Origin of the sequence: Desulforegula conservatrix Mb1Pa (genome assembly GCF_000426225.1) — a bacterium.
Classification (GTDB): domain Bacteria; phylum Desulfobacterota; class Desulfobacteria; order Desulfobacterales; family Desulforegulaceae; genus Desulforegula; species Desulforegula conservatrix.
The window spans coordinates 35,592-56,765 of the sequence record NZ_AUEY01000018.1; the positions used below are offsets into that span (position 1 = coordinate 35,592).

The following is a 21,174-nucleotide window of genomic DNA, read 5'->3' on the forward strand; positions in this document are numbered from 1 at the left end:
TAAGTAAGTTCCCGGTTAAAATTGATGGACTCAAAAAAAGTCAAAAAATGGCTTCAGCGTCATCTAATACATGATCCGGCATCCAGTATTTTTCATATATTTCCGGATTCCGGCCTTCGCAGGAGTGACGGATTGGGACTTTTTGCGACTTTGTCAAAATCGAATCTGTTCAGTTCATTTTAACAAATTACTATATATACTCTTTTGAATTCTTTTATGGGATAATGAAAGCATTCAAAATCATTAAAGGGTGTGGCTAAAAACGATACAACTCTTTGCAAAAAGTATTCAATGAGCAGATTTTTTTTCCTCGCTCCCGCCTTCCTTCTTGGTCTTTTCCTCTTTTTCACCTTCAGTCTTTGCAGGCTCCGGTGCATATTGACCAATAAACTGATCAATGCTGTCTTTGCTTGAGGTAATGATTGCGTCAGAAATCACAACGCCAAGGAGCTCGCCATAAAAATATGGCGCAATCTTTTTCTCTATGCCAGACTTAAGCCCCTTGATCTTATCATAATTACGCACGTCACGATATTGAAGTTCTCCAAGGTGCATAATTACGGCATCTTTAATTTCAGGATGGATAAACTGATATTTATACGGCTCCGCACGTCCTTCTTTCTTCTCATCCTCTTTGCCCTTCTCTTTTTTGGGATCTACGGGCGGCTGTTTAAAATGATAATCTATTTTGATGCACAGATATCTTTCTTTCCCATACTGGAGTTTCTGGAGAAGATTTATCACCATAGGATCGCCTTCAATCACAAGAGGCTTGTCCTCTTTTGCTTCAGAGGTTTTTTCACCTTCTTTTTCTTCCTTGATTCTTTCCCATTCTGACGGACTTCCATCTTTGCCTTTGAGCTTTAACAGATCAGGGGTAAGTTCCATGATCTCAAAATCGAATTTGTCACCTTTTTTCCAATCAAGCCCTGCAATATCTCTGTCGGCACTGATCATAAGAGTCTTATCTTTTATATCCCAGAGGCCGAAAGATTCCTCATCCGGTTTCTTTTCTTCTTTTGACTCTTTGCCCTCACCAGTTTTACTTTCTGATTCTTTTTCCTTAGAGTCTTTCTCACCTTCTTTAGGAACTTCTTTTTTTTCGGAAACTTCCTTTGGGCTATCCTTCTTTACCTGGTCACCCTCACTTTTTTCGCTGTGCTCCTGATAAGGCACATCAGATTTAAGCTTCCAGGTGCCATTGGCATTAAGAACAACAACTGCATCAACATCTTTCACTATCCATTCTCCAATAAGAAGCTCCTGGGTCGATGGGCCTCCGCATGAATAGAACAGCAGCAGTATTGAAACCGAAAACAGACAATACAGAGTCTTGAATGGGTTGGCAGTTCCGTTATTCATTTTTTTTATGACATTCGCAGTTGTTATCATCGCAATCCGTACATTCAAAGGTTTCATTTTCATGCGTGGACGAATGTCTTCTGCTTCGGGCAATAGCTCTGGCTGCACCGATTATTGTACCAACAAGAAAAAACCAGATAATATATTTCATTAACTCTTCCTATTTCTTATCTTCATCGCTTCGGTCCTCAAATCAAGGACATTGTCGCTAACCCGGGACAAATCAGTTAGCCTTTCTTTTATGCCATGACAATGGCAGAAAATCCAGCGTCCACCACAACAGGGACATATCTCCAATCCACATCCCACATGATGATACCCTCCAGGTTTTACGCCGCACAAAGGGCACCGCATTTTGGTTTCTTCAGAATTGAAAGGGGTGGGTTTCTTTGAACTATATTTTACGGGAGAATACACACTGCCCTGGATTCTGACCTGGTAATCCGTGCATGTTTCAGCACCGCTTTTCAGTTTTCCGCAGAGACTGCACATCTCCATTTCCCATAGTCCTCTTTAGCTGTTATTGACTTAAAACAATAACCCAATAATCCAAATAACTCAAGAAACCAATATAGCTTGAAATTAACCTATAAAATGGTTTAAACAGTTTCACATATTTATAAACCAAGGGAGAAATATATGAAAACTTTAAAAGACTTATCAATATTAGCTATTTTGATGATAGCAGTTCTTGCCTTTTCTTATTTCATGGCCGTTGTTTTTTCAAAAAAGCCGGTCACAAACACGGCAGGAATGAATTTTGTAAAAATCAAATCTGGCTATTTCCAGATGGGCAGTCCTGAAAACGAAGAAGGACGTTACAATAGAGAGAACCAGCACTGGGTAACAATAACAAAAGATTTTTACATCCAGACAACCGAGGTGACACAGGCACAATGGACTTCTGTCATGGGCACCAAGCCATGGGAAGGAAAAACAAATGTAAAGTCTGGTGATAATTTCCCTGCGACTTTTGTCTCATGGGATGACTGCAAGGAATTTATCAAAAAACTGAACGAACTTGAAAAAACAGATAAATACAGATTGCCGACTGAGGCAGAATGGGAATATGCCTGCAAAGGAGGCTCAAAAGGTGCGTACGGATTTTTGGGAACTGCCCAGGATCTTGATAAATATGCGTGGTTCAATGAAAATACTGTAAAAATAAATGAAAACTTCCCACATGAAACAGGATTGAAAAGACCAAATAAAAACGGACTTTATGATATGCATGGGAATGTATGGGAATGGTGCGAAGACTGGTATACTGAGGATCTCGGCAAAGATGATGTAAAAGACCCCAAGGGGCCGTCTGAAGGCAAAGGCAAGGTTTTTAAGGGCGGTGGCTACGTTTTCAGCGCAAGGGACTGCAGGTCTGCAAATCGTTATTTTAATATGAATGTATTCAAGGATTTTGTTCTTGGGTTCAGGGTAGTAATGTCTGAAGAAAGCAAACCCAAAGAAGACTGATTCAAAAATTCATATATCAAATATGACAAAGTTGCAAAAAGTCAGATTACCGTCATTCCGGAGCAGGCCGGAATCCAGAAGTATCTGAGAATACAAAGATGCCGGGTCAAGTATAGAAGACGCTAAAACACTTTTCTGACTTTTTGACAGACCATCAAGGATTCATATATCAAATATTATGAAACCGTAAATACCTCTTCCGACCTTATCTCAGGGCGATGCAATCCTTAAAATCAGATAAATATTAACAAATAAAAAGGCTCCGGATTTGATCCGGAGCCTTAAAAATTTAATGAGAAAATTACTGATTTTTATTTTGCAGGCATACTCATGAACAGCTGATAAACTTCAGGAATGAAAGACGGAAGCTTTACGCCATTTCTGAACACCGTCGTATCATATGAAGAATAGCCTGTTGATGAGTAGGTGTTAACAGGATTGATTGTATAACTTCCATCAGCTCCTAAAGTCATTTCAAAAACTGACCAGACATAATTATCACCAACACTGGCATCTGTTGTAGTAGGCGCGCTGAAACTTCTTATCAACTGAGATCCTTTGTATACCTGAACAACCGCGCCACTTGTCGGGATGTTATTTGACCCTGAATAGTGATGAACATAGTACCTGTAAGTACCAGCGACATATGAGCTGCCGGACTTGTTGACTGAGACTGTTTCTGGTCCGTAACTTGTTACATCGTCAACATCAAGCCAGCAAGGTATGGTCGTGTCAGATGCAGCACCAGAGCCATTATTGTTTGTATTGGAATAATATACATGGAAGCGGTCAGTAGAGCCGTCTGATTTAGGCCCTGTAATGTGTGAGTCAAGATCCGAAGGATTTTCACCCCAAGTAAGAATAACTCTTATGTCACCGCTTGCCACTCCTGCATCTCCTGACGGAAGAAGGGCAAGACCCTGGGTCTGTACTTGACCACAGGCAAGCCTTACCTGAAGAGACTGGGTGATATATCCTGGAGCACTTGCCTGAACAACAACATCCTGATCCGTCGGAAGATTGATCAATGAAGCGGAACCGCTTGAATTTGTGGTATTTGTCTGGCCAAGTGCTGTTACTGTGGCGCCGGGTACTACGTCACCGTTAAGAGCATTTGTAACTGTCATGTTAAGACCGGTTGCCTGGAATGGACAGGTTCCTGTTCCGCCAGAGTTCTCCTGGACAGCGACTGAAGTACCAATAATATTTCTCACAGCCGGGAAAGCCTCTGTAGGCATAACATCTCCTACCACGATGTAATAGCCGGGTGTGTCAAAAGTATATCTAACCGTATTGCTTGGTGTGAATGTGACGACCTGGGTACCAGTCATCATATTAACCCAGTTGTTATATGCATCATAAGACGCTGAACCATAATCCGGGATATAAGTAAAAAAATAAAAGAGTGAGCCACTGCAGCTTGATACTGCATCCAGAGTAAAATCAATTGGCACGCCAGCTTTTGGCATTGTGGTGTAATTCATTTGCAAAGATTTAGGAGTTACAACGCAATCTGTGGCCATCGCAAATCCTGGCACAAACGCTAACAAAAAAACAACGGACAGCAAAATACTTCTTAAAAATCTCTTTTCCATACTTCCCCCTTCAAATATACATGTTTAACTCAAAATATGACCGAAGCCTTCGGATCAAAGTTTCTTCAGTATGATAAATTTAATGGTCTCGCAAAAAGTCAAAAAAGGCGTAGGCGCCATGCCGTAGTTGATCCGGCATCCTGAATTTCAGTTACCTCTGGATTCAGGCCTGCACAGTAATGAAGGTGTCGGACTTTTTGCTGCCTTGTCAAAGTTCAATAATAATTATTGAGCAAATCATTCACAGAATTCTTTAAATTAAATATATCTATATATTTAACTCTTTTCATGCGTTTTTTAAAGAGGATTTTTTATTATTTTAAGAGGATAGACCTCTATCAGAGGTCTATAAGAATCAGATTATTTTTTTTAACGATGCCTTGCGCTATTTTTTTGGTAATACAAATTCATAATTATTTAATTTAACTCTGTATAAGACAAAATAACTATGATAATATTTTTTTAAATTTGATTTAAAAAAGGTGTCAATTAATGACGGATCATTATAACGAAGATAAACAAGACCTTGCTAAAAAGCATGACCGCAATATCATCCTTGTCATAGTCTTTATTCTTATTCTTGAAGGTCTGATTCTGATTTCGGCATTTAGTCAGTCAGGCAATAAAAAGTGTTTACAGATAATAGATAGCACTGATCAGGTTATATATGAGATAAATGGAGAACACCTTTCCGAATTTGACAAATATTATTTTGAAAATACTTTCGGCTCTTTGGAAACATATAAAAAAAAGCTGGTAACAAAAGACATCCCCTTTCCTTTCAGGGCCTGGCTTACTGCGGCTGCCGGGCTTCCTCTTTTTCTGATATTACTTTCTGCATTTGCCGTGAAAGCTTACAAATCGCTTTTTCACGCAACTGAACCAAGCATCATGGAATCTTACGATGATATTTCGGGAAGCAAGGGACTGCCCGCTTACATGAAGATATTTGAACGCCTCGATATTTTTGCGATAGGCTTCATACTGCTTCTATCGGTTTTCCTGTATTGGGTCATACCCAACCTATTTACTTACATTTCAAAAGCTACCCTTGATTTCATAATAAATTACAAATGGTTTTTCATCGTTATTTCAGTTTTTGGAGCTGGAACAATGCTATGGATAATCTACCTCAGATATCTTTTGGCGCGCAAAACCATTGAGGTTCAGAAGGAGATTGCGATAAAGCAGATTGAGTTCAATGCAATTGACAAAAGACGGTTGATTGATCATGAAGATATCAAGAAAATAGAATCCATGAATGAATCTGCTGTTTTTGAAATTAAAGACTGATTTTTGCACCAAAAAAGGCTTTAAATGGATATTATTACAACTCATAAGAATGTGGATTTTGATGCTCTTGCTTCGGTAATGGCGGCAAAGCTTATTTATCCTGATGCACTTCCTGTTCTTCCCAAAGCCATCAATCCAAATGTCAAGGGATTTCTGTCCATACACAAGGACATTTTTGATTCCTACTCATTCTCCGAAATAGAAACCTCAGACATTAACAGACTGATAATTGTAGACACCAACAACTGGAGCAGGCTTGACGGCTCAACATCGCCTCTTAAGAATAAGCACGATCTGGAAGTGATCATATGGGATCACCACGAACAAGGAGACATAAGGCCAGTAGTCTCATCCTGCCAGGAAGAAACAGGCGCCACCATCACACTGCTGATTAGAGAGCTTAAAAGAAAAAGGACTCTGATCACACCAATTCAGGCGACACTTTTTCTCCTTGGCTTATACGAAGATACCGGCAACCTGACTTTCCCCGCAACAACAGCGGAAGATGCCATGTCAGCAGCATACCTCCTTGAGAGAAAAGCAGATCTCAATATATTAAGCACTTTTCTGATGCAGGTTTACGGTGAGAAACAAAAAGAAATCCTTTTCGAAATGCTTAAAAACGCGGTAAGCACAAAAATCAATGGCCATTCCATAAGCTTTAACCGTGTAGAAGTATCAGGACATGTTGGAAATCTTTCGGCCGTTGTAAATATGTACAGAAATATTGTAAATGCTGACGCCGCAATCGGTGTCTTTGTTGAAGCCGAAAGAGACCGAGTCATGATCATAGGAAGAAGCAAAAACGAGGATCTTAACATCGGAAAAATAATGAGGGTACTTGGCGGCGGTGGCCACCCTGCAGCAGGTTCTGCGCTCATGAAATCGGTCAACCCGGACACTGTTATCGAGACAATAACAGAGCTTATAAAGGGCGATCAACAGGGAAGCATTCTTGTCGGAGATATAATGTCCTTTCCGGTTTTTTCCATCCTTCAGGATTCGTCAATGGAAGATCTGTCTAAAATTCTTGTCGAAAAGGGATGCACTGGAATGCCGGTTGTAAATAGCGACGGCAACATGGTTGGGGTCGTATCAAAAAGAGACTTCAGAAAAGTCAAAAAGACCCAGCAGATGCAGTCTCCTGTAAAAGCATTCATGAGCCCAAATCTTGTAACCATAGCTCCTGAAAAAAGCGTAATGGAAGCAGCAAGGATAATGGTTAAATACGACATAGGAAGACTCCCTGTCTTGCAGGATGGCAAACTCATAGGAATAGTCTCAAGGTCAGATATGATGAATTATTTTTATGATATGCTCCCTGATTAAATATTTTTCTGTCGGCTGAATTCATAAATGATTTTGGCCGACAGCTAATTCCAGATTTCAAATCAAAGATGCATTGATTCAAAATTGATGGACTCGCAAAAAAATCGGGGTCATACCTGTTTTGATCTAATATCTTCTTATTCTCAGACAGTTATGTATTAAAGCCTGCGCCGGAATGACGAAAATCTAACTTTTTTTTGCAATTTTGTCAAAATTGAAATAAATATGTTCTGCTTTTTATCCTTTTTTCACCATCCTTCTAACCATTGTTCTTATGTAACCCGAAGTTTAATAACTGTGTCAGGTTTGGCAAATAAATAGCTCGTACAAAATAAATCAGGCTCTGTTTATTTTATGAACGGGAATCGGATTATTTTGATAGTTCATCAAATTTTATTTGGGTCAGGAGGCAATATGTTCAAACAGCTTATGGTGGCAATAATGATCTGCGGAGGAGTACTTTTTATCTGTTCAAAAATATACGAGAAAGTGAAATGCAAAAACTCAAAGGAACTTCAGAATCATAGGATCAAGAATCTGGCCGCTGACTGCGGAGCAAAGGAAAAAAGGCAGCACACAAGAATTAAAACAGGTCAGCCTCTTTTAATATTCTGCAATGATCTGACCGGCGCAATTCCAGCAACATCAGGAGATATGAGTCTTAGCGGAGCCTTTATAAAATGCAATGAATCATTGGGGTTAGGAACTATTCTGAAAGTCGAGTTTTTGAATGAACCGAGGCTGCCGATCATGACAGCCCAAGTCGTATGGTCAAATTCAGGAGTTTCCCAAGAAAGGATATTAAACAGAGGGATTGGTGTCAGATTCAGTAATGTATCACCTGAAACTAGAAAAGCCCTTGAACTGGTTTTATCCTCAAATTGAGATTACATGTATTTTTGCGGGTTAACAGGAACGCCGTTGAGATGAACCTCATAATGGAGATGATTTCCGGTACTTCTTCCCGTACTTCCCATTCCGGCTATTGTCTGCCCCCTCTTTACCCTATCACCGGAACTTACTTTATATGAAGAAAGGTGAGAATACTGCGTAACGATACCGTGTCCGTGGCTGATTATTATTGTTTTGCCATAAGCTCCCTTGTCGCCAACAAAAGACACTATACCATCGCCTCCGGCTCTTATAGGTGTTCCCGCGCTTCCTGCTATATCAAATCCCTTGTGTACTTCTGTGCGTCCTCCGAAAGGAGACTCCCTATACCCGAAACGGGATGTAACATTGCCGCCGTTGACCGGTCTCAGACTTGGAGTAGAAGAAATGACTAAATTTCTGACATTCTTTTCACCAGAAATTTTCTGATTCTCAAAAGTTTCCAGAGATTTAAGGAGTACATTGAAATCCACATCCTGTTTTTCCGCCTCTGCAACAATAAGATCAAGCTGCTGGTGCATTTCCCTGAGTAGCGAATTATGCCTGTCACCAAGCGAGAGGTTGGTATTTATATCGTCAGGCATGGAACCGCCCATGCCTGTAAAATCTTCCTTTGTAACTTTTTTACTCTTAAGTGTTTCAGCAACTTTTGTTTCAAATGTGTTGAGGCTCTCCATCTTTTTCTTAAGAGCGTTAATCTCATCAGCAAAAAGCTGAATCTGACGTCTTTGGTTTTCAAGCTCCCCTCTGTTGCTAAGAAGTCTTTTCTCAAAACGTTTGGTCTGGAATGAGGTATTCTTTAGTTTGGAGTAATCAAAAAAAACATATGTAAGTGCTGCTATTATACAGATAACGAATGAAAAAACCGATATAAGAAGTTTTTTAGAGATTACTGCTCTTTTGACAGATGAGCCATCATCATCAATAAACATTAAGGTATAATATCTAGACATATTTTTTAACCATCTTTAAATACAGATAAAATATAATAAAGCCTCCGAACATTTAGCTATATACATATTAACAATTAGTTATTTTAGCGGCATAGATACCATAAGTAAAGGTAAGCTGTCAAGAAAAGACAGACAAAATCATACGACACCATGTCACAACAGTGCATGATATATCATAATAAATACCTGTTTTTATTATATATAATCAAAAAGATAAAATAACCAAGAAACTCATTTGTCAGACAATAATAAATAAATGGCTTATTATATTAATAAAAGACTGCGCTTCAATGATCGTACTGTATTTGACATCAACATCGCAATAGTCATGGGCCCTACTCCACCGGGTACCGGAGTTATCCAGCCTGCTATCTCCCGAGCTTCTTCAAAATCGACGTCTCCTCTTAAAAGAGGTATGATTCTGCCGGTCTTATCATCTTTCTTTTCCCCCACCCTGTTGACCCCAACATCAATCACGCAAGCCCCTGGTTTTATCCATGATGACTTTACAAGGCCCGGTACTCCGGCTGCCACAATAAGAATATCCGCCCTCCTGCAATGATAGGAAAGATCTTTAGTCCTTGTATGAACTACGGTGACAGTGGCGTCTCCTCCAGGCCCTTTCTGCATCATCATGGCTGCAATTGGCTTTCCAACAATGTTTGATCTCCCAACAACAACGACTTCTGCCCCAGATGTATTAATCCCGCTCCTTATTATCATTTCAAGAATACCCGCAGGAGTACACGGCCTGAAACCGGTTGTGTCTCCAATCAGCGTCTTGCCGACATTTACAGGATGAAAGCCGTCTACATCTTTTTCCGGGCGAATGGCATTTATAACCTTCTGTTCACTTATGTGTTTAGGCAGTGGAAGCTGGACAAGAATACCATGAACACGATCATCCCTATTGTACTTCTCTATTGTTTCAAGAAGGTCCGTTTCAGATATGTTTTCAGGAAGACTGACCTGTATCTCATTAAATCCAAGACCTTTTGCTGTCTTGATTTTAAGAGAAACATAGGAAACCGACGCAGGATGCTCACCAAGCATAATTGTTACAAGTCCAGGAACAACGCCGTGTTTGGCCTTTAAGGCCGCGACTTCTTCTCTTAGATCCGCAAGTATACCTTCTCGTATTTCATTACCATTTATTATGACAGCTGACATATAAGCCTCCATTTTCATATATTCATGCGGCGCAGGCGTGCGCAAAACAATTCAAGATTTATGGACTCGCAAAAAGTCAAAAAAGGATTGACGTCATGCCGGACTTGATCAGGCATCCTTTGTATTTTCAGACACTTCTGGATTCCGACCTGCGCAGGAATGACGAAAATCGGACTTTTTGCGACCTTGTCTATATTATAGCAGACACACTATGGATACCTTAATCAATCAGAAAAACCTCTGAGATCCTTGATCTTGACGGTATGGTCGAATGCAGCAGGTTCAACAAGCTTAACAGCTGCATCCCATCCAAGATAACCTGAAATTCCTCGTACAAGTTCTTCAACAAACAATCTCTGCTTTTTCATCTCATCAAAAAACATATTGTCGGAAATAGCTACAACAACAGAAAGAAAGTCCTGGTCATTTTTTCTCTCAACAACAAGCTGGAACTTTGGATCAACCTCTCCGGTTTTTTCAAGGATAACCCTTATCTGATCAGGGATAACACAAGTGCCCCTCATAACGATGACATCATCGACCCTTCTTGAAATCCTTGATATTCTGCAATGAGTTCTTCCGCATTCACATACGCTTCTATCTATACTTGCGACGTCACCAGTCCTGAATCTGATCAAAGGAAAAGCTTCTTTTGAAAGCGTAGTAACGACAAGTTCGCCTTCGTGGCCGTCAGGCATAGGCTGACCTGATAAAGGATCAATAATCTCGACCAGAAAATGATCTTCTGAAACGTGAAGTCCTTTTTTTGCCTGACATTCCCAGGCCATACCCAGTCCGAATATTTCTGCAAGACCATAAGCATCTGTTGCAGAGATATTCATTGAGGATTCGATTCTGTTTCTCATTGACTCTGGCCATGGCTCGGCCCCTAAAATACCCCTTTTCAAAACGAGTCCCACCTGATCCATTCCGAGTTTATCCATTTCAGCCTTGAGCTGAAGAGCAAATGTCGGAGTTGACACAAGGGTTGTGGTTCGAAAATCCCTCATTATCTTTACCTGATTTTCGGGATTCTGATTTGAAAGAGGTATAACAGAAGCGCCTATGAGTTCGGCACCAAGCTGAATTCCAGAAGGGCCGGTGGTTTTGCCCATTGGAAGGGAAACCTGGATCACGTCATCTTTTGTAACACCTGAGGCCCTGAGCATTCTTGCCATGAGCTGCCCCCAGTTCTTCAGATCATTTGCCGTAAAACCAACTGCGACAGGCTTGTCAAGATTTACCGCCGGAGCATGAATTCTGACTGCCTCACGCAAAGGAACCGCAAACATGCCATAGGGATAGTCTCTTTTAAGATCTTCGCGAGTTGTAAAAGGCAGCCTCGTTATATCATCAACAGACCTCAGATCTTCGGGGACAAAATCTATCTGCCTGAAAATCCGTCTGTAATGACTGACATTTTTGAAAACCCTGTTGAATACAGCCTGAAGCCTTTCAAGCTGCAACTGCCTGATATCATCCAGAGGCATCAACTCTCTTGAAGGATCCCAGCATTCCATGGCGTTTCTCCTTTGCAAAGCATGAAAAATCAGATGGCTCATGATCCGTACTTAATATAGATAGGCAATATAATCAGAGCTGGTTAATATTTGAAAAAGTCTCATAAAAAGCTTTGCTTAATATGTCAGGTGATCCAAATTTAATGGTCTCGCAAAAGTCAAAAACGGGCGGTGTCGTCATGTCTGACTTGATCCGGCATCTTTGTATTCTCAGATACTTATGGATTCCTGCCTGAACCGGAATGACGGGAATCTGACTTTTTGCGACTTTGTCAAATTTGAGCATTTGCAATAATCATAAAGTTTTTGCGGAACTTTAAAAAAAAAACGATCCGCCTGGGGCATTCGAATCAATGCCGGACTACGAGCAAAGGGGCACTCTAAAACGACCTACTAACTGGCCTTTTTTAAGTGAATTTAACCATACAAGGCTATTTCAAATGAGAATAAAGCATATACGGATTATTAAATTGAAACAAATAAAGCATCAATCCGATTATTCCCAAATTTCTCTTTTTTCCTTACCAAGGTATGCCCTGGTTACTTCAGGATTCATCTTCAGAGAAGAAGCAGTATCTTCAAGAATGATCTTGCCTGTCTCAAGAGCGTATCCCCTGTGGGCGATATTCAAAGCAGCATTGGCATTCTGCTCAACAAGAAGGACTGTAAGGCCGGTTTCCTTGTTGAGCATGGAAATTGTCTGAAAAATATCTTTTACAATAAGCGGAGCAAGCCCCATTGACGGTTCATCCAGAAGAAGGAGCCTGGGTTTTCTGATAAGAGCCATTGCAAGTGCAAGCATCTGTTGCTCCCCTCCGCTCAGAGTGCCTGAATACTGTGATTTTCTCTCCCTTAGCAGAGGAAATATTTCATACATCTCTTCTATGGCTTTTGTGAGGGCTTTTCTGCCTTCTCGACGATAAATAAGGTTACCGCCTATCATGAGGTTTTCAACAACCTTCATTGGCCTGAAAATCTGTCTGCCTTCTGGAACCATAGCAATTCCGGTGCCCACCCTTTTTTCCGCGCACACGCCTTTTATTTCTTTGCCCATAAACGTGATGGATCCGCCGGAAACTAAATGCAGGCCGCTAATTGATCTGAGGGTGGTGGTTTTTCCGGCACCATTTGCGCCTATGAGCGTGACTATCTCTCCTTCTTTTACGTGGAGAGACACATTTTTAAGAACATGCACAAGGCCATAATGACAATTTATATTTACTATTTTAAGCATTCAGCATTTCCATGATTCATTCCTGAATGAGACATAAAGACTCACTCACCAAGATAAGCCCTTATCACATCGGGATTTCTCTGAACCTCGGCAGGCGTTCCCCAAGCAATCCTGGTACCGAAATTAACCACAGCCACGAAATCGGAAATCTCCATAACAAGCTCCATATCATGTTCCACAAGCATGACTGTTGTACCCATTGCTTTGATTTTTTCTATCATGCTTCCCATCCTGAAGGTTTCCCTCGTATTAAGACCTGAAGCAGGCTCATCAAGAAGTATAAGATCAGGCTCCATGGCAAGGGCCCTTGCAAGCTCAAGGAGCCTCTGGCTGCCAAGCGGAAGGCTTCCTGCATTATTACAAGCCTCGGATGTAAGGCCTGTGAATTCGAGCCATTTTTCAGCATTCTCTTTTATCTTGCGCTCTTCACCTCTAAGGACAGGAGGAAAAAAAGACGAAAGGAAAAATCCTGACTTTGATTTCAGATGCCTGCCTGCCATTACGTTTTCAAGAACTGACATGCCTGGAAAAATCTGAATATTCTGAAAGGTTCTGGCTATACCGAGCGAAGCAATCTGGTGCGGTTTAAGGCCTTTGGTTGAAATTTCATTAAACGTGATAACGCCTGAATCAGGCATGACATAGCCTGTTATCATATTAAAAAGCGTTGTCTTGCCTGCTCCGTTTGGCCCTATGACAGATGAAACCGAGCCTTTTGGTATTGCAAGATCAAGCCCGTTAACTGCCAGAAGTCCGCCAAAAGATTTACAGACTGATTCAATATATAATATATATTCAGACACTATAAGTGAAGCCTTCCAAATCCCAGAATTTTAAAACGTAAATGCAGTTATTCAAAATAAATTTCATGCAGACTTGCGTGTTTTTATCACAGAGCTCTTTAACGAGTTCTTTATTTTAACCAGACCGCCGGCAAGACCGTCAGGAAGAAAAAGCATTATAACAAGCAATATTCCGCCGTAAACAAGAGTATTGTAATCAGTCTTATATGAAACACCCATGATCGAGAAATTCTCACCTATAAATGAAAGAGCCTCAGGCAACAGTGAAAGAACGACCGATCCTATCACAGCACCCCATATCTGGTGCATGCCTCCGACAGCTACCATGGTGACAAGAAGAACAGAGTGCATTACATCAAAAGGTTCAGGATCAATATAAGCCATATAATGAGCATAAAGACTCCCGGAGATTGAAGCATAAAGAGCGCTTAGTGCAAATATCTGAATCTTGTAGATGGAAGTATTGATACCGATTGACGAAGCAGCTGCCTCACTTCCCTGAATAGACTTAAGAGCACGCCCTATTCTAGAATTGATAAGATTCAGCGCAAAAAAAATGCCCAAGAGTGCAATTGCCCAGCATAAATAATATTGCTTGAGATCTGAGTCAAGTTCAAAGCCCAAAAGGCTTATTGAAGGAATACCGCTTATACCCTGGGGGCCGCCGGTAATATCAACGGCAGCAACAGCGACCGTATGAATTATTGCACCGAATCCGAGGGTTGCCATGGCAAGATAATGCCCTTTCAATCTAAGTGCCGGGCCACCTAAAACAAATGCCACAAATACTGAAATAACAGCGGAAACAGCCATACCAACAAAAGGAGACAGACCAAACATTGTCGTGCAGATCCCTGTCCCGTATGCACCAAGGGCATTAAAGGCTGCATGACCTATGGAAATCTGCCCTGCATAACCGGAAAGCAGGCATAAGCCTGTGCATGTCAGACAATTAAGGGCTGAAAAAATCAAAATACCCTGATAATAGCTTCCTGAAACAAAAAAAGGAATAACAGCAACCCCGATTGCAAGGCAAATTAAAAGAGCGTAATTTCTGAAAACATCTGTCATAAAAATCCGAAAAAACTTAATTATAAATTATAAATTGCAAGAACAGTATGTTAGCAATTCCATAGTTCCAAAATACAAAACAAAGACTATGCTCAATTGTCGGTTGCGGCTTGGAAGACATAGCCGAAGCATTTAAATGCTCAATAAATAAGAACCATTGCCAGAAAGCGCAAACCGTAAAGTTTTTGCGGAACTTTTTCCAAAAAGCGACCCGCCAGGGGCACACGCATCTGGTGCGCAAGCCTTAGAGCTTGAGCAGACTACGATTATGCAATTTTACCATACAAGACAAAAAAAGCCTGCTAAATTTCCCTTGTCCCTTTAGCGCCTGCGCCGCCCATCAGCCCGGATGGTTTTATGAAAAGAACCATAATCAGAATTATAAGTGCCATTGCATCCATATAATGGGAAGAAATGTAACCGCCTCCCATGGCCTCAAGAATCCCCAAAAGAAGCCCGGCTAAAACACCGCCGAAACTGCTTCCAAGACCTCCTGCCACAGCGGCTCCGAATCCTTTTAGCCCAAGAATGGCTCCTCGACCGTAATCCATCTGGATAATAGGTGTAATTATAATTCCTGCAACCGCGCCTGCACCGGCTGAGAGAGCAAAGGACAGCATTACCATGAATCTGTCGTTAATACCCGCAAGTTTTGCTGAATCACGATTTATTGAGCAGGCGCGCATACTCTTGCCCGTCATTGTATATTTGAAAAAAAAGCCCTGAAGAATCACGATAATGAAAAGAATAGCCATAATCCACAATGTTTGGGGAAGAAGCAGAGCTCCCAAAACCTTAAGAGGCTCATCTCCTGAAAAATGCTTCATATAATGGGAACCCTTGCCCCAGAAACACATGGCAAGGCCCTTCATAATGATTGAAACAGCAATTGTTATTATTATCAGCTGAAGCCCTGTGGGATTTTTAACTGGGTTTATTGTCAGCCTCTCCATGAGTATTCCGACAATCATTGCAAAAATGACGGCTAAAAAGAATGACGGCAGAACCGGCATTCCCAAAGACATGGTCAAGGTTACCATCATCAGGCCGCCGTAAACAACAAACTCGCCCTGGGCAAAATTTATTACGCCGGTGGAGTTGTAAATAATATTGTACCCCATGGCCACAAGCGCATAAATACAGCCGCGCTGTATGCCCATAAAGATATACTGTATAAAATCCGGCCAAAATGATGGTTCCATGATTTAAATTAAGCCCTGCCCTTTTACTTATTATTCCAGCCTACTCACCAAGAACTACGAACTGGCCATTTTTAACGGTAAGCATCTCAAAGGCGTTCTTGTCAAGTCCGTTATGGTCTGCGGCAGAAAATTTAAACTGACCACCGGTTCCTGTAAACTGGGCTGTTTCAATGTAATCCCTGATCTTGGCAGGATCGTCACCAACTGCCTCTATAGCCTTGACCACAAGCCAGAGCCCGTCATAGGCATGCCCGCCGAATGTGCTTACGTGGTCTTTATATTTAGCTTCATAAGCGGTCTTATATTCATTAAGAACAGCCTTCTGGGGATGACCGTCAGGAAGGGTCGAAACAGCCATTACCCTGCCAGCAGGGAACACAAGACCCTCGGCAGCATCTCCTGCTGCTTCGGCGTATTTCACATTTGCGAATCCATGGCTTTGATAAAGAGGAATGCTCATTTTTAGCTGTTTCATATTTTTAGGAACTATGGACTGGGCAGGAACTATTGACCAATTAACGGCAGCCTCGGCTCCGGCTTTCTGAATTTTCAGAAGCTGTGCTGTCATGTCTGTATCAGACGGATTATAGGTCTCGTCACTTACTATCTGAAGACCGAATTCAGAGGCCATTTCAGTAAGTTTTTTACGTCCGGCATTTCCGAAACCATTTGTGGCTGTCAGAATGCCGACTTTTTTAATGCCTTTCTTGTTCATATTTTCATAGATTCTTCTGACAGCATCACTATCGTTCTGTCCCATTTTGAAGATCCACTTACGCTCGCTTGCAGGTTTTGTAATTTCCTCTGCAGCAGCACAGGAAAGAAGAGGAACAGGTGTTTCCATCTTCTGAATAACCGGGATAACCGCCATTGTCGTGCCGCTTTCAGATGGCCCGATGATTGCGCAGACCTTGTCCTTCTGAACAAGTTTTTTTACAGCATTAACGGTTCTTGTATTGTCGCCCTGATTATCTTCGATAAAAAGTGAAATCTTACGGCCTTTTATTCCGCCTTTTGCATTTATTTCATCTGCGATCATTTCAACTGTCTTTTTCTGGGGTTCTCCAAGCCAGGAAGTATTTCCTGTCACAGAAAAAACACAGCCTATTTTATAGTCATTATCTGCTGCAATGACGCTGGAACCAAATCCTAACGTAAAAACAGCCGTCATTAAAAAAAATGAAGCCGAAAAACCCATAAGACTTTTTTTCACTGTCCCCTCCAGTTTACATGCTTAATAGTTTGTCATTCTCCAGGACATTATATCCTGCCTTCGTAATTACCCGCACAGCCTCGTCCAGATCATCAAACCTGAAAATGATGATGGCCTGGCCAAGAATTTTTTCAACAAAAACATACATATACTCTACGTTAAGCCCTGATTTCTCTATAGAAACCAAGAGTTTGCCAAGAGCGCCCGGAGTATCGGGAATCTCGACCGCAATAACCTCGGTAATATGAACCGTGAACCCGCAGTCTTTTAATGCCTGCCTGCCTTTTTCAACGTCATTGACAATAAGTCTGAGTATTCCAAAATCGGAAGTATCTGCAAGAGACATGGCCCGGATATTTACGGCAGCATCACCCAGGGTTGTAGTAATCTCGGCAAGCCGCCCCGACCTGTTCTCCAAAAATATTGAAAGCTGCTTTACTTTCATCCAACCTCCAGGAAATATACTGTTCATATTGATAAAGCCGTATTCATCAGCCTGACACCCCCTTCTTCAATACAATTATCATAAGGATTATCAGTCAGCAAAATCGGCGGCATTTTAAATAGGATATGGTATGCCGCGCATACCTTCTGTCTCGTCAAAACCGCACATTATATTCATATTCTGTACAGCCTGTCCAGATGCGCCCTTCACAAGATTATCGATTACTGAAACAATAATCAGGCGGCCAGTCCTTGAATCAAGCTTAAATCCTATATCACAGAAATTGGTTCCCCTGACATGCGCAACATCAGGAATATCCCCTTCCTTGCGTATCCTTACAAACGGTTTGTCTTTGTAAAAATCTGAAAGACACTCAAAAACACCGAAAGAAGTGACAGAATCCTTTGCTGCCGAATAAATGGTTGAGAGCATACCCCTTGAAATAGGCAAAAGATGCGGCACAAAAGTAATGTTCACATCATAACCGGCTTCTCTTGAAATAATCTGCTCAATTTCCGGAGAATGTCTGTGGTTTGCAACCTTATAAGCATTAAATGCCTCATTTGCCTCACAAAAATGTGCCCTCATTGAAAGGGATCGTCCAGCTCCGCTGACTCCTGATTTTGAATCTGCTATTACTGTTTCAGGAACAATGAATCCCGCCCTTACAAGAGGAATTAGAGGCAAAAGAATACTTGTAGGATAACAGCCTGGATTGCCAACAAGATCCGCGCAGGCTATTTCCTCTTTATAAACTTCTGAAAGCCCATAAACCGCAGATTCAAGCAGATCAGGAGCAGAATGAGCCTGATAAGCCGCTTCATAAACACTTTTATCCTTAAACCTGAAATCAGCAGACAGATCTATGATCTTTTTCCCTGCTTTTAAAATATCAGGGACCAGGCCCATGGGAAGATGATGAGGCAATGCCATAAAAACGACATCCGCAGACTCAATAATTCTATCAAGCCTGTATTCTTCACATGTAAGATTGATCAATCCTGAAAGAGCGGGGTAAATATCTGAAAAAGCAACCCCCTGGTACTGCCTTGAGGTTATAAGTTCAACAGTTGCATTCGGATGGGATGCAAGAATCCTCACAAGTTCCGCGCCTGTATATCCTGTGGCACCAATTATTGCGGCCTTAAGCATATATATAAAGTCTCCGGTTCTATTTATATAAGGTAAACCAAATCCACATTTCCCTTAAGCAACTGCCAAGCATTTATTGCAGGGATAACAAAAACATACATTAAACACTATGTTTAATTGCCTAAGAACTAAAACATTTCCCCAATACCTGTTATTCAATTATCTGGGAAATGATTCGGGAAGAAATGATTATCAAAGGTTACAGTGCTTTTCAAGGTTATTTGCTGCTTCATACCTGTAGCGTTACTTGTTTGGTGCTTTTGCAAAGACATAACAGTATTGCAATAAGAAAATGAGAAATAATAATTTTGCGAAACATAAAGGCCTTTTTATTTTAATCAAGTTAATAATCTGAAAATATTAATTAAATACTCACACACAGCTAATATTATCCGCACAAATATTATGGATAAAAAATTATTGCGATGCAAAATTTTGCCTTGACAATTAGATCATCGCTGCTAATATTGTTGCCATACAGCATTAATATAACTCATCTTTAGACAAAAAAAATAATAATAAAGAATCCAGGAGGATACCGCCATGATGAAAAGTTTTGAACCAGGAAAAATGGTAAAACAGGTAATTGAATTCCAGAAAACAGCTTTTGAAAACTCTTTCAGCGCCATGGTGATGATCCAGGGCCAGACTGAAAAACTTGCTGATCAGTTTATCACAAAAAACAGCCTTATCCCTGAAGAAGGCCAGAAAATAATAAATGAATGGCGTCTTTCTTTCAAAAAAGGCCGCGACGATTTCAAAAAATCTATCGATGAAAACTTCAAAAGAATGGAATCTTTCGTAGAAGAATCATCTGATTCATCAAAGTCAAAATCAGCAAAATAATAAAATTTAAGGCTGATGGGTGATTGACTTGCGGCCGGGAGTATAAAGTGGAGGATTTTAATATGCAGCAGCCTGAATTCATGAAACTCATGATTGATTTCAATAAGACTTCATTCGAAAACACATTCAACGGTATTAAAGGCATGCAGGAGCAGACTGAGAAAATGATTCTCAGCATGATCGAAAAGCAGCCTGCACTGCCAGAACCAGTAAAAAAATCTGTTCTCGACTGGGTTGACACTATGAAAAAGAGCCGCGAAGAATTCAAAGCAACGATGGACAGCAACTATAAAAAACTCAAAGAGTTTTTTTAATGCCGAGTTGATTGAATAATTACCCTCTCTTTCAGTTTTAACGATCAGTCAAAAAAATTATAAAGCAATACTACGGCGGCCTGCTTTTTATTAAAAGCGTCCGCCGTTGTTTTTCAAACCTTAATAAGACTATGAGGCCATTTAATGGATAAAAATATGTGGGACAACTACTTCAAGTTCATGAAACCTGAAACAGCCAGCTCAAACGAAATAAATGCATGGCTCCAGAACACAATGCATTATATGGATGATTTCATGACTTTTTCAAAAAAAGTCTGTGAAATGAAGGCAACACCTGACGATATAATGCTACTCTGGGAAAACTCGTCAAAAAAAATTCAGGGGTCTATGTCAGACTGTATGAAGATGTTCGGAATGGCTGACAATTCTGAATCTGAAGAAACAGAGAAAAAGCTTGCCGCAGCTAATAAAACGATTGAAGACCAGAAGAAAAAGATAAAGGATCAGGACAAAGATATTTCTGCGCAAAAAAAAGAAGCGGATAAACTGAATCAGCTTCTTGCAGATAAAGACAAAGAAATATCAGCCCAGAAAAAAGACGTCGATAAGCTCAATCAGCTTCTTGCAGACCAGAAAAAAGAAATATCAAAACTTCAGCAGACCATAGCATCTCTGGAAGCAGCAGCAGTAAAAGCTGCGACCCCAAAAACCAACCAGTAAACCATCAAAAAACCGGGCCGGTTTATAGAGACAATAACAAACTGTCAAAATAAAACGGCCTGAATTTTTCTTATCTCAATTCTTAAAAAACATCATCATTGACAAGGTCGCAAAAAAGCAAGATCCCCGTCATTCCGGCGAAGGCCGGAATCCAGAAGTGGCTGAAACTACAAAGATGCCTGATCAAGACCGGCATGATGCCGACGCCTTTTTCTGACTTTTTGAGGCTTCATCATAATTAATGAGCGCAGCCACCTTCATGGTCATGACCGGAACATACAAAACCAGGCATGAATTCCATGAGTGAGTTTGATCTGAAAAGCTCAAGATTTTTTAAAACTGTTCCGCCTTCTGATCTGAAAACCTTAATTCCAAGGGATCTTAGACCATTCAGTGCCCCCTGACCAATGCCACCTGAAACAACTGCGTCCACTTTATTTCCGCCTAGGGCTTTCATTGGATTGCATTTATTATGTGCATGGCCAAGATCATTATTGCCTATTTCTTCAAAGGAACCTGATTCAGAATCAACAACTATGAATTTTTCTGCAGAACCGAAGTGCCCGAAGACTTCGCTGTTCAAATCTGAACCTGAGTTAACCGGGAATGCAATTTTCATTTAAAGAATCC

At 40.9% G+C, this 21,174-nt stretch carries 21 protein-coding genes; 7 read left to right on the forward strand and 14 right to left on the reverse strand.

Annotated elements, in window-relative coordinates:
- Positions 1 to 288: 288 nt before the first annotated feature.
- Positions 289 to 1,392 carry a flagellar basal body-associated FliL family protein gene (locus tag K245_RS0108905; protein ID WP_027359008.1) on the reverse strand — a complete coding sequence of 368 codons (1,104 nt, stop codon included), beginning with the start codon at positions 1,390 to 1,392 and terminating at the stop codon, positions 289 to 291.
- Positions 1,355 to 1,513 carry a hypothetical protein gene (locus K245_RS28040; RefSeq protein ID WP_198013859.1) on the reverse strand — a complete coding sequence of 53 codons (159 nt, stop codon included), beginning with the start codon at positions 1,511 to 1,513 and terminating at the stop codon, positions 1,355 to 1,357. Before K245_RS28040 ends, K245_RS0108905 begins: the two co-directional genes overlap by 38 nt.
- Before the next feature lie 488 nt (positions 1,514 to 2,001).
- On the opposite strand from K245_RS28040, the gene K245_RS0108920 reads away from it, so the two are divergent.
- Entirely contained in the window at positions 2,002 to 2,832 is an 831-nt protein-coding gene (locus tag K245_RS0108920) for a formylglycine-generating enzyme family protein (protein ID WP_027359010.1), read from the forward strand.
- Positions 2,833 to 3,143: 311 nt separating this feature from the next.
- Here K245_RS0108920 and K245_RS26515 read toward each other — a convergent pair whose 3' ends face one another.
- Positions 3,144 to 4,427: a carboxypeptidase regulatory-like domain-containing protein gene (locus K245_RS26515; protein WP_027359011.1), complete on the reverse strand. Its 1,284-nt coding sequence runs from the start codon at positions 4,425 to 4,427 to the stop codon at positions 3,144 to 3,146.
- Between the two features lie 492 nt (positions 4,428 to 4,919).
- Between K245_RS26515 and K245_RS0108930 the strand changes: the two genes are divergently transcribed.
- From K245_RS0108930 to K245_RS0108940, 3 genes are all read left to right on the forward strand, one after another.
- A complete protein-coding gene (locus K245_RS0108930) occupies positions 4,920 to 5,720 on the forward strand; it encodes an MraY family glycosyltransferase (protein ID WP_027359012.1) in 801 nt (266 codons plus the stop codon).
- Between the two features lie 24 nt (positions 5,721 to 5,744).
- The gene (locus tag K245_RS0108935; RefSeq protein WP_027359013.1) at positions 5,745 to 7,049 is read left to right on the forward strand and encodes a CBS domain-containing protein; all 1,305 of its coding nucleotides are present in this window, start codon (positions 5,745 to 5,747) and stop codon (positions 7,047 to 7,049) included.
- 414 nt (positions 7,050 to 7,463) lie between these two features.
- Positions 7,464 to 7,934 carry a PilZ domain-containing protein gene (locus tag K245_RS0108940; protein WP_027359014.1) on the forward strand — a complete coding sequence of 157 codons (471 nt, stop codon included), beginning with the start codon at positions 7,464 to 7,466 and terminating at the stop codon, positions 7,932 to 7,934.
- A 2-nt stretch (positions 7,935 to 7,936) separates the two neighbouring features.
- Here K245_RS0108940 and K245_RS0108945 read toward each other — a convergent pair whose 3' ends face one another.
- From K245_RS0108945 to argC, 10 genes are all read right to left on the reverse strand, one after another.
- Entirely contained in the window at positions 7,937 to 8,893 is a 957-nt protein-coding gene (locus K245_RS0108945) for a M23 family metallopeptidase (RefSeq protein WP_027359015.1), read from the reverse strand.
- Between the two features lie 264 nt (positions 8,894 to 9,157).
- Positions 9,158 to 10,063: a bifunctional methylenetetrahydrofolate dehydrogenase/methenyltetrahydrofolate cyclohydrolase FolD gene (gene folD, locus K245_RS0108950; RefSeq protein ID WP_027359016.1), complete on the reverse strand. Its 906-nt coding sequence runs from the start codon at positions 10,061 to 10,063 to the stop codon at positions 9,158 to 9,160.
- A gap of 224 nt (positions 10,064 to 10,287) precedes the next feature.
- Entirely contained in the window at positions 10,288 to 11,583 is a 1,296-nt protein-coding gene (locus K245_RS0108955) for a phenylacetate--CoA ligase family protein (protein ID WP_027359017.1), read from the reverse strand.
- 496 nt (positions 11,584 to 12,079) lie between these two features.
- Positions 12,080 to 12,817, reverse strand: coding sequence for an ABC transporter ATP-binding protein (locus tag K245_RS0108965; RefSeq protein WP_027359019.1), 738 nt, complete (start codon positions 12,815 to 12,817; stop codon positions 12,080 to 12,082).
- A gap of 41 nt (positions 12,818 to 12,858) precedes the next feature.
- Positions 12,859 to 13,620: an ABC transporter ATP-binding protein gene (locus K245_RS0108970; RefSeq protein WP_198013860.1), complete on the reverse strand. Its 762-nt coding sequence runs from the start codon at positions 13,618 to 13,620 to the stop codon at positions 12,859 to 12,861.
- A gap of 63 nt (positions 13,621 to 13,683) precedes the next feature.
- A complete protein-coding gene (locus tag K245_RS0108975) occupies positions 13,684 to 14,691 on the reverse strand; it encodes a branched-chain amino acid ABC transporter permease (RefSeq protein ID WP_051284002.1) in 1,008 nt (335 codons plus the stop codon).
- Positions 14,692 to 14,993: 302 nt separating this feature from the next.
- A complete protein-coding gene (locus tag K245_RS0108980) occupies positions 14,994 to 15,851 on the reverse strand; it encodes a branched-chain amino acid ABC transporter permease (RefSeq protein WP_232223814.1) in 858 nt (285 codons plus the stop codon).
- 82 nt (positions 15,852 to 15,933) lie between these two features.
- Positions 15,934 to 17,106, reverse strand: coding sequence for an ABC transporter substrate-binding protein (locus tag K245_RS0108985; RefSeq protein WP_051284003.1), 1,173 nt, complete (start codon positions 17,104 to 17,106; stop codon positions 15,934 to 15,936).
- Positions 17,107 to 17,119: 13 nt separating this feature from the next.
- Complete coding sequence (locus tag K245_RS0108990) at positions 17,120 to 17,551, reverse strand: ACT domain-containing protein (RefSeq protein WP_027359024.1); 432 nt, start codon at positions 17,549 to 17,551, stop codon at positions 17,120 to 17,122.
- A 114-nt stretch (positions 17,552 to 17,665) separates the two neighbouring features.
- Positions 17,666 to 18,703 (reverse strand): N-acetyl-gamma-glutamyl-phosphate reductase, encoded by a 1,038-nt coding sequence (argC, locus tag K245_RS0108995; RefSeq protein WP_027359025.1) that lies wholly within the window; start codon positions 18,701 to 18,703, stop codon positions 17,666 to 17,668.
- Positions 18,704 to 19,246: 543 nt separating this feature from the next.
- On the opposite strand from argC, the gene K245_RS23730 reads away from it, so the two are divergent.
- From K245_RS23730 to K245_RS0109010, 3 genes are all read left to right on the forward strand, one after another.
- Complete coding sequence (locus K245_RS23730; RefSeq protein ID WP_051284004.1) at positions 19,247 to 19,549, forward strand: hypothetical protein; 303 nt, start codon at positions 19,247 to 19,249, stop codon at positions 19,547 to 19,549.
- Positions 19,550 to 19,611: 62 nt separating this feature from the next.
- Entirely contained in the window at positions 19,612 to 19,863 is a 252-nt protein-coding gene (locus K245_RS0109005; protein ID WP_027359026.1) for a hypothetical protein, read from the forward strand.
- A gap of 144 nt (positions 19,864 to 20,007) precedes the next feature.
- Complete coding sequence (locus K245_RS0109010) at positions 20,008 to 20,544, forward strand: hypothetical protein (protein ID WP_156906749.1); 537 nt, start codon at positions 20,008 to 20,010, stop codon at positions 20,542 to 20,544.
- A gap of 238 nt (positions 20,545 to 20,782) precedes the next feature.
- Here K245_RS0109010 and K245_RS0109015 read toward each other — a convergent pair whose 3' ends face one another.
- Entirely contained in the window at positions 20,783 to 21,163 is a 381-nt protein-coding gene (locus tag K245_RS0109015) for a NifB/NifX family molybdenum-iron cluster-binding protein (protein WP_027359028.1), read from the reverse strand.
- Positions 21,164 to 21,174 lie beyond the last annotated feature (11 nt).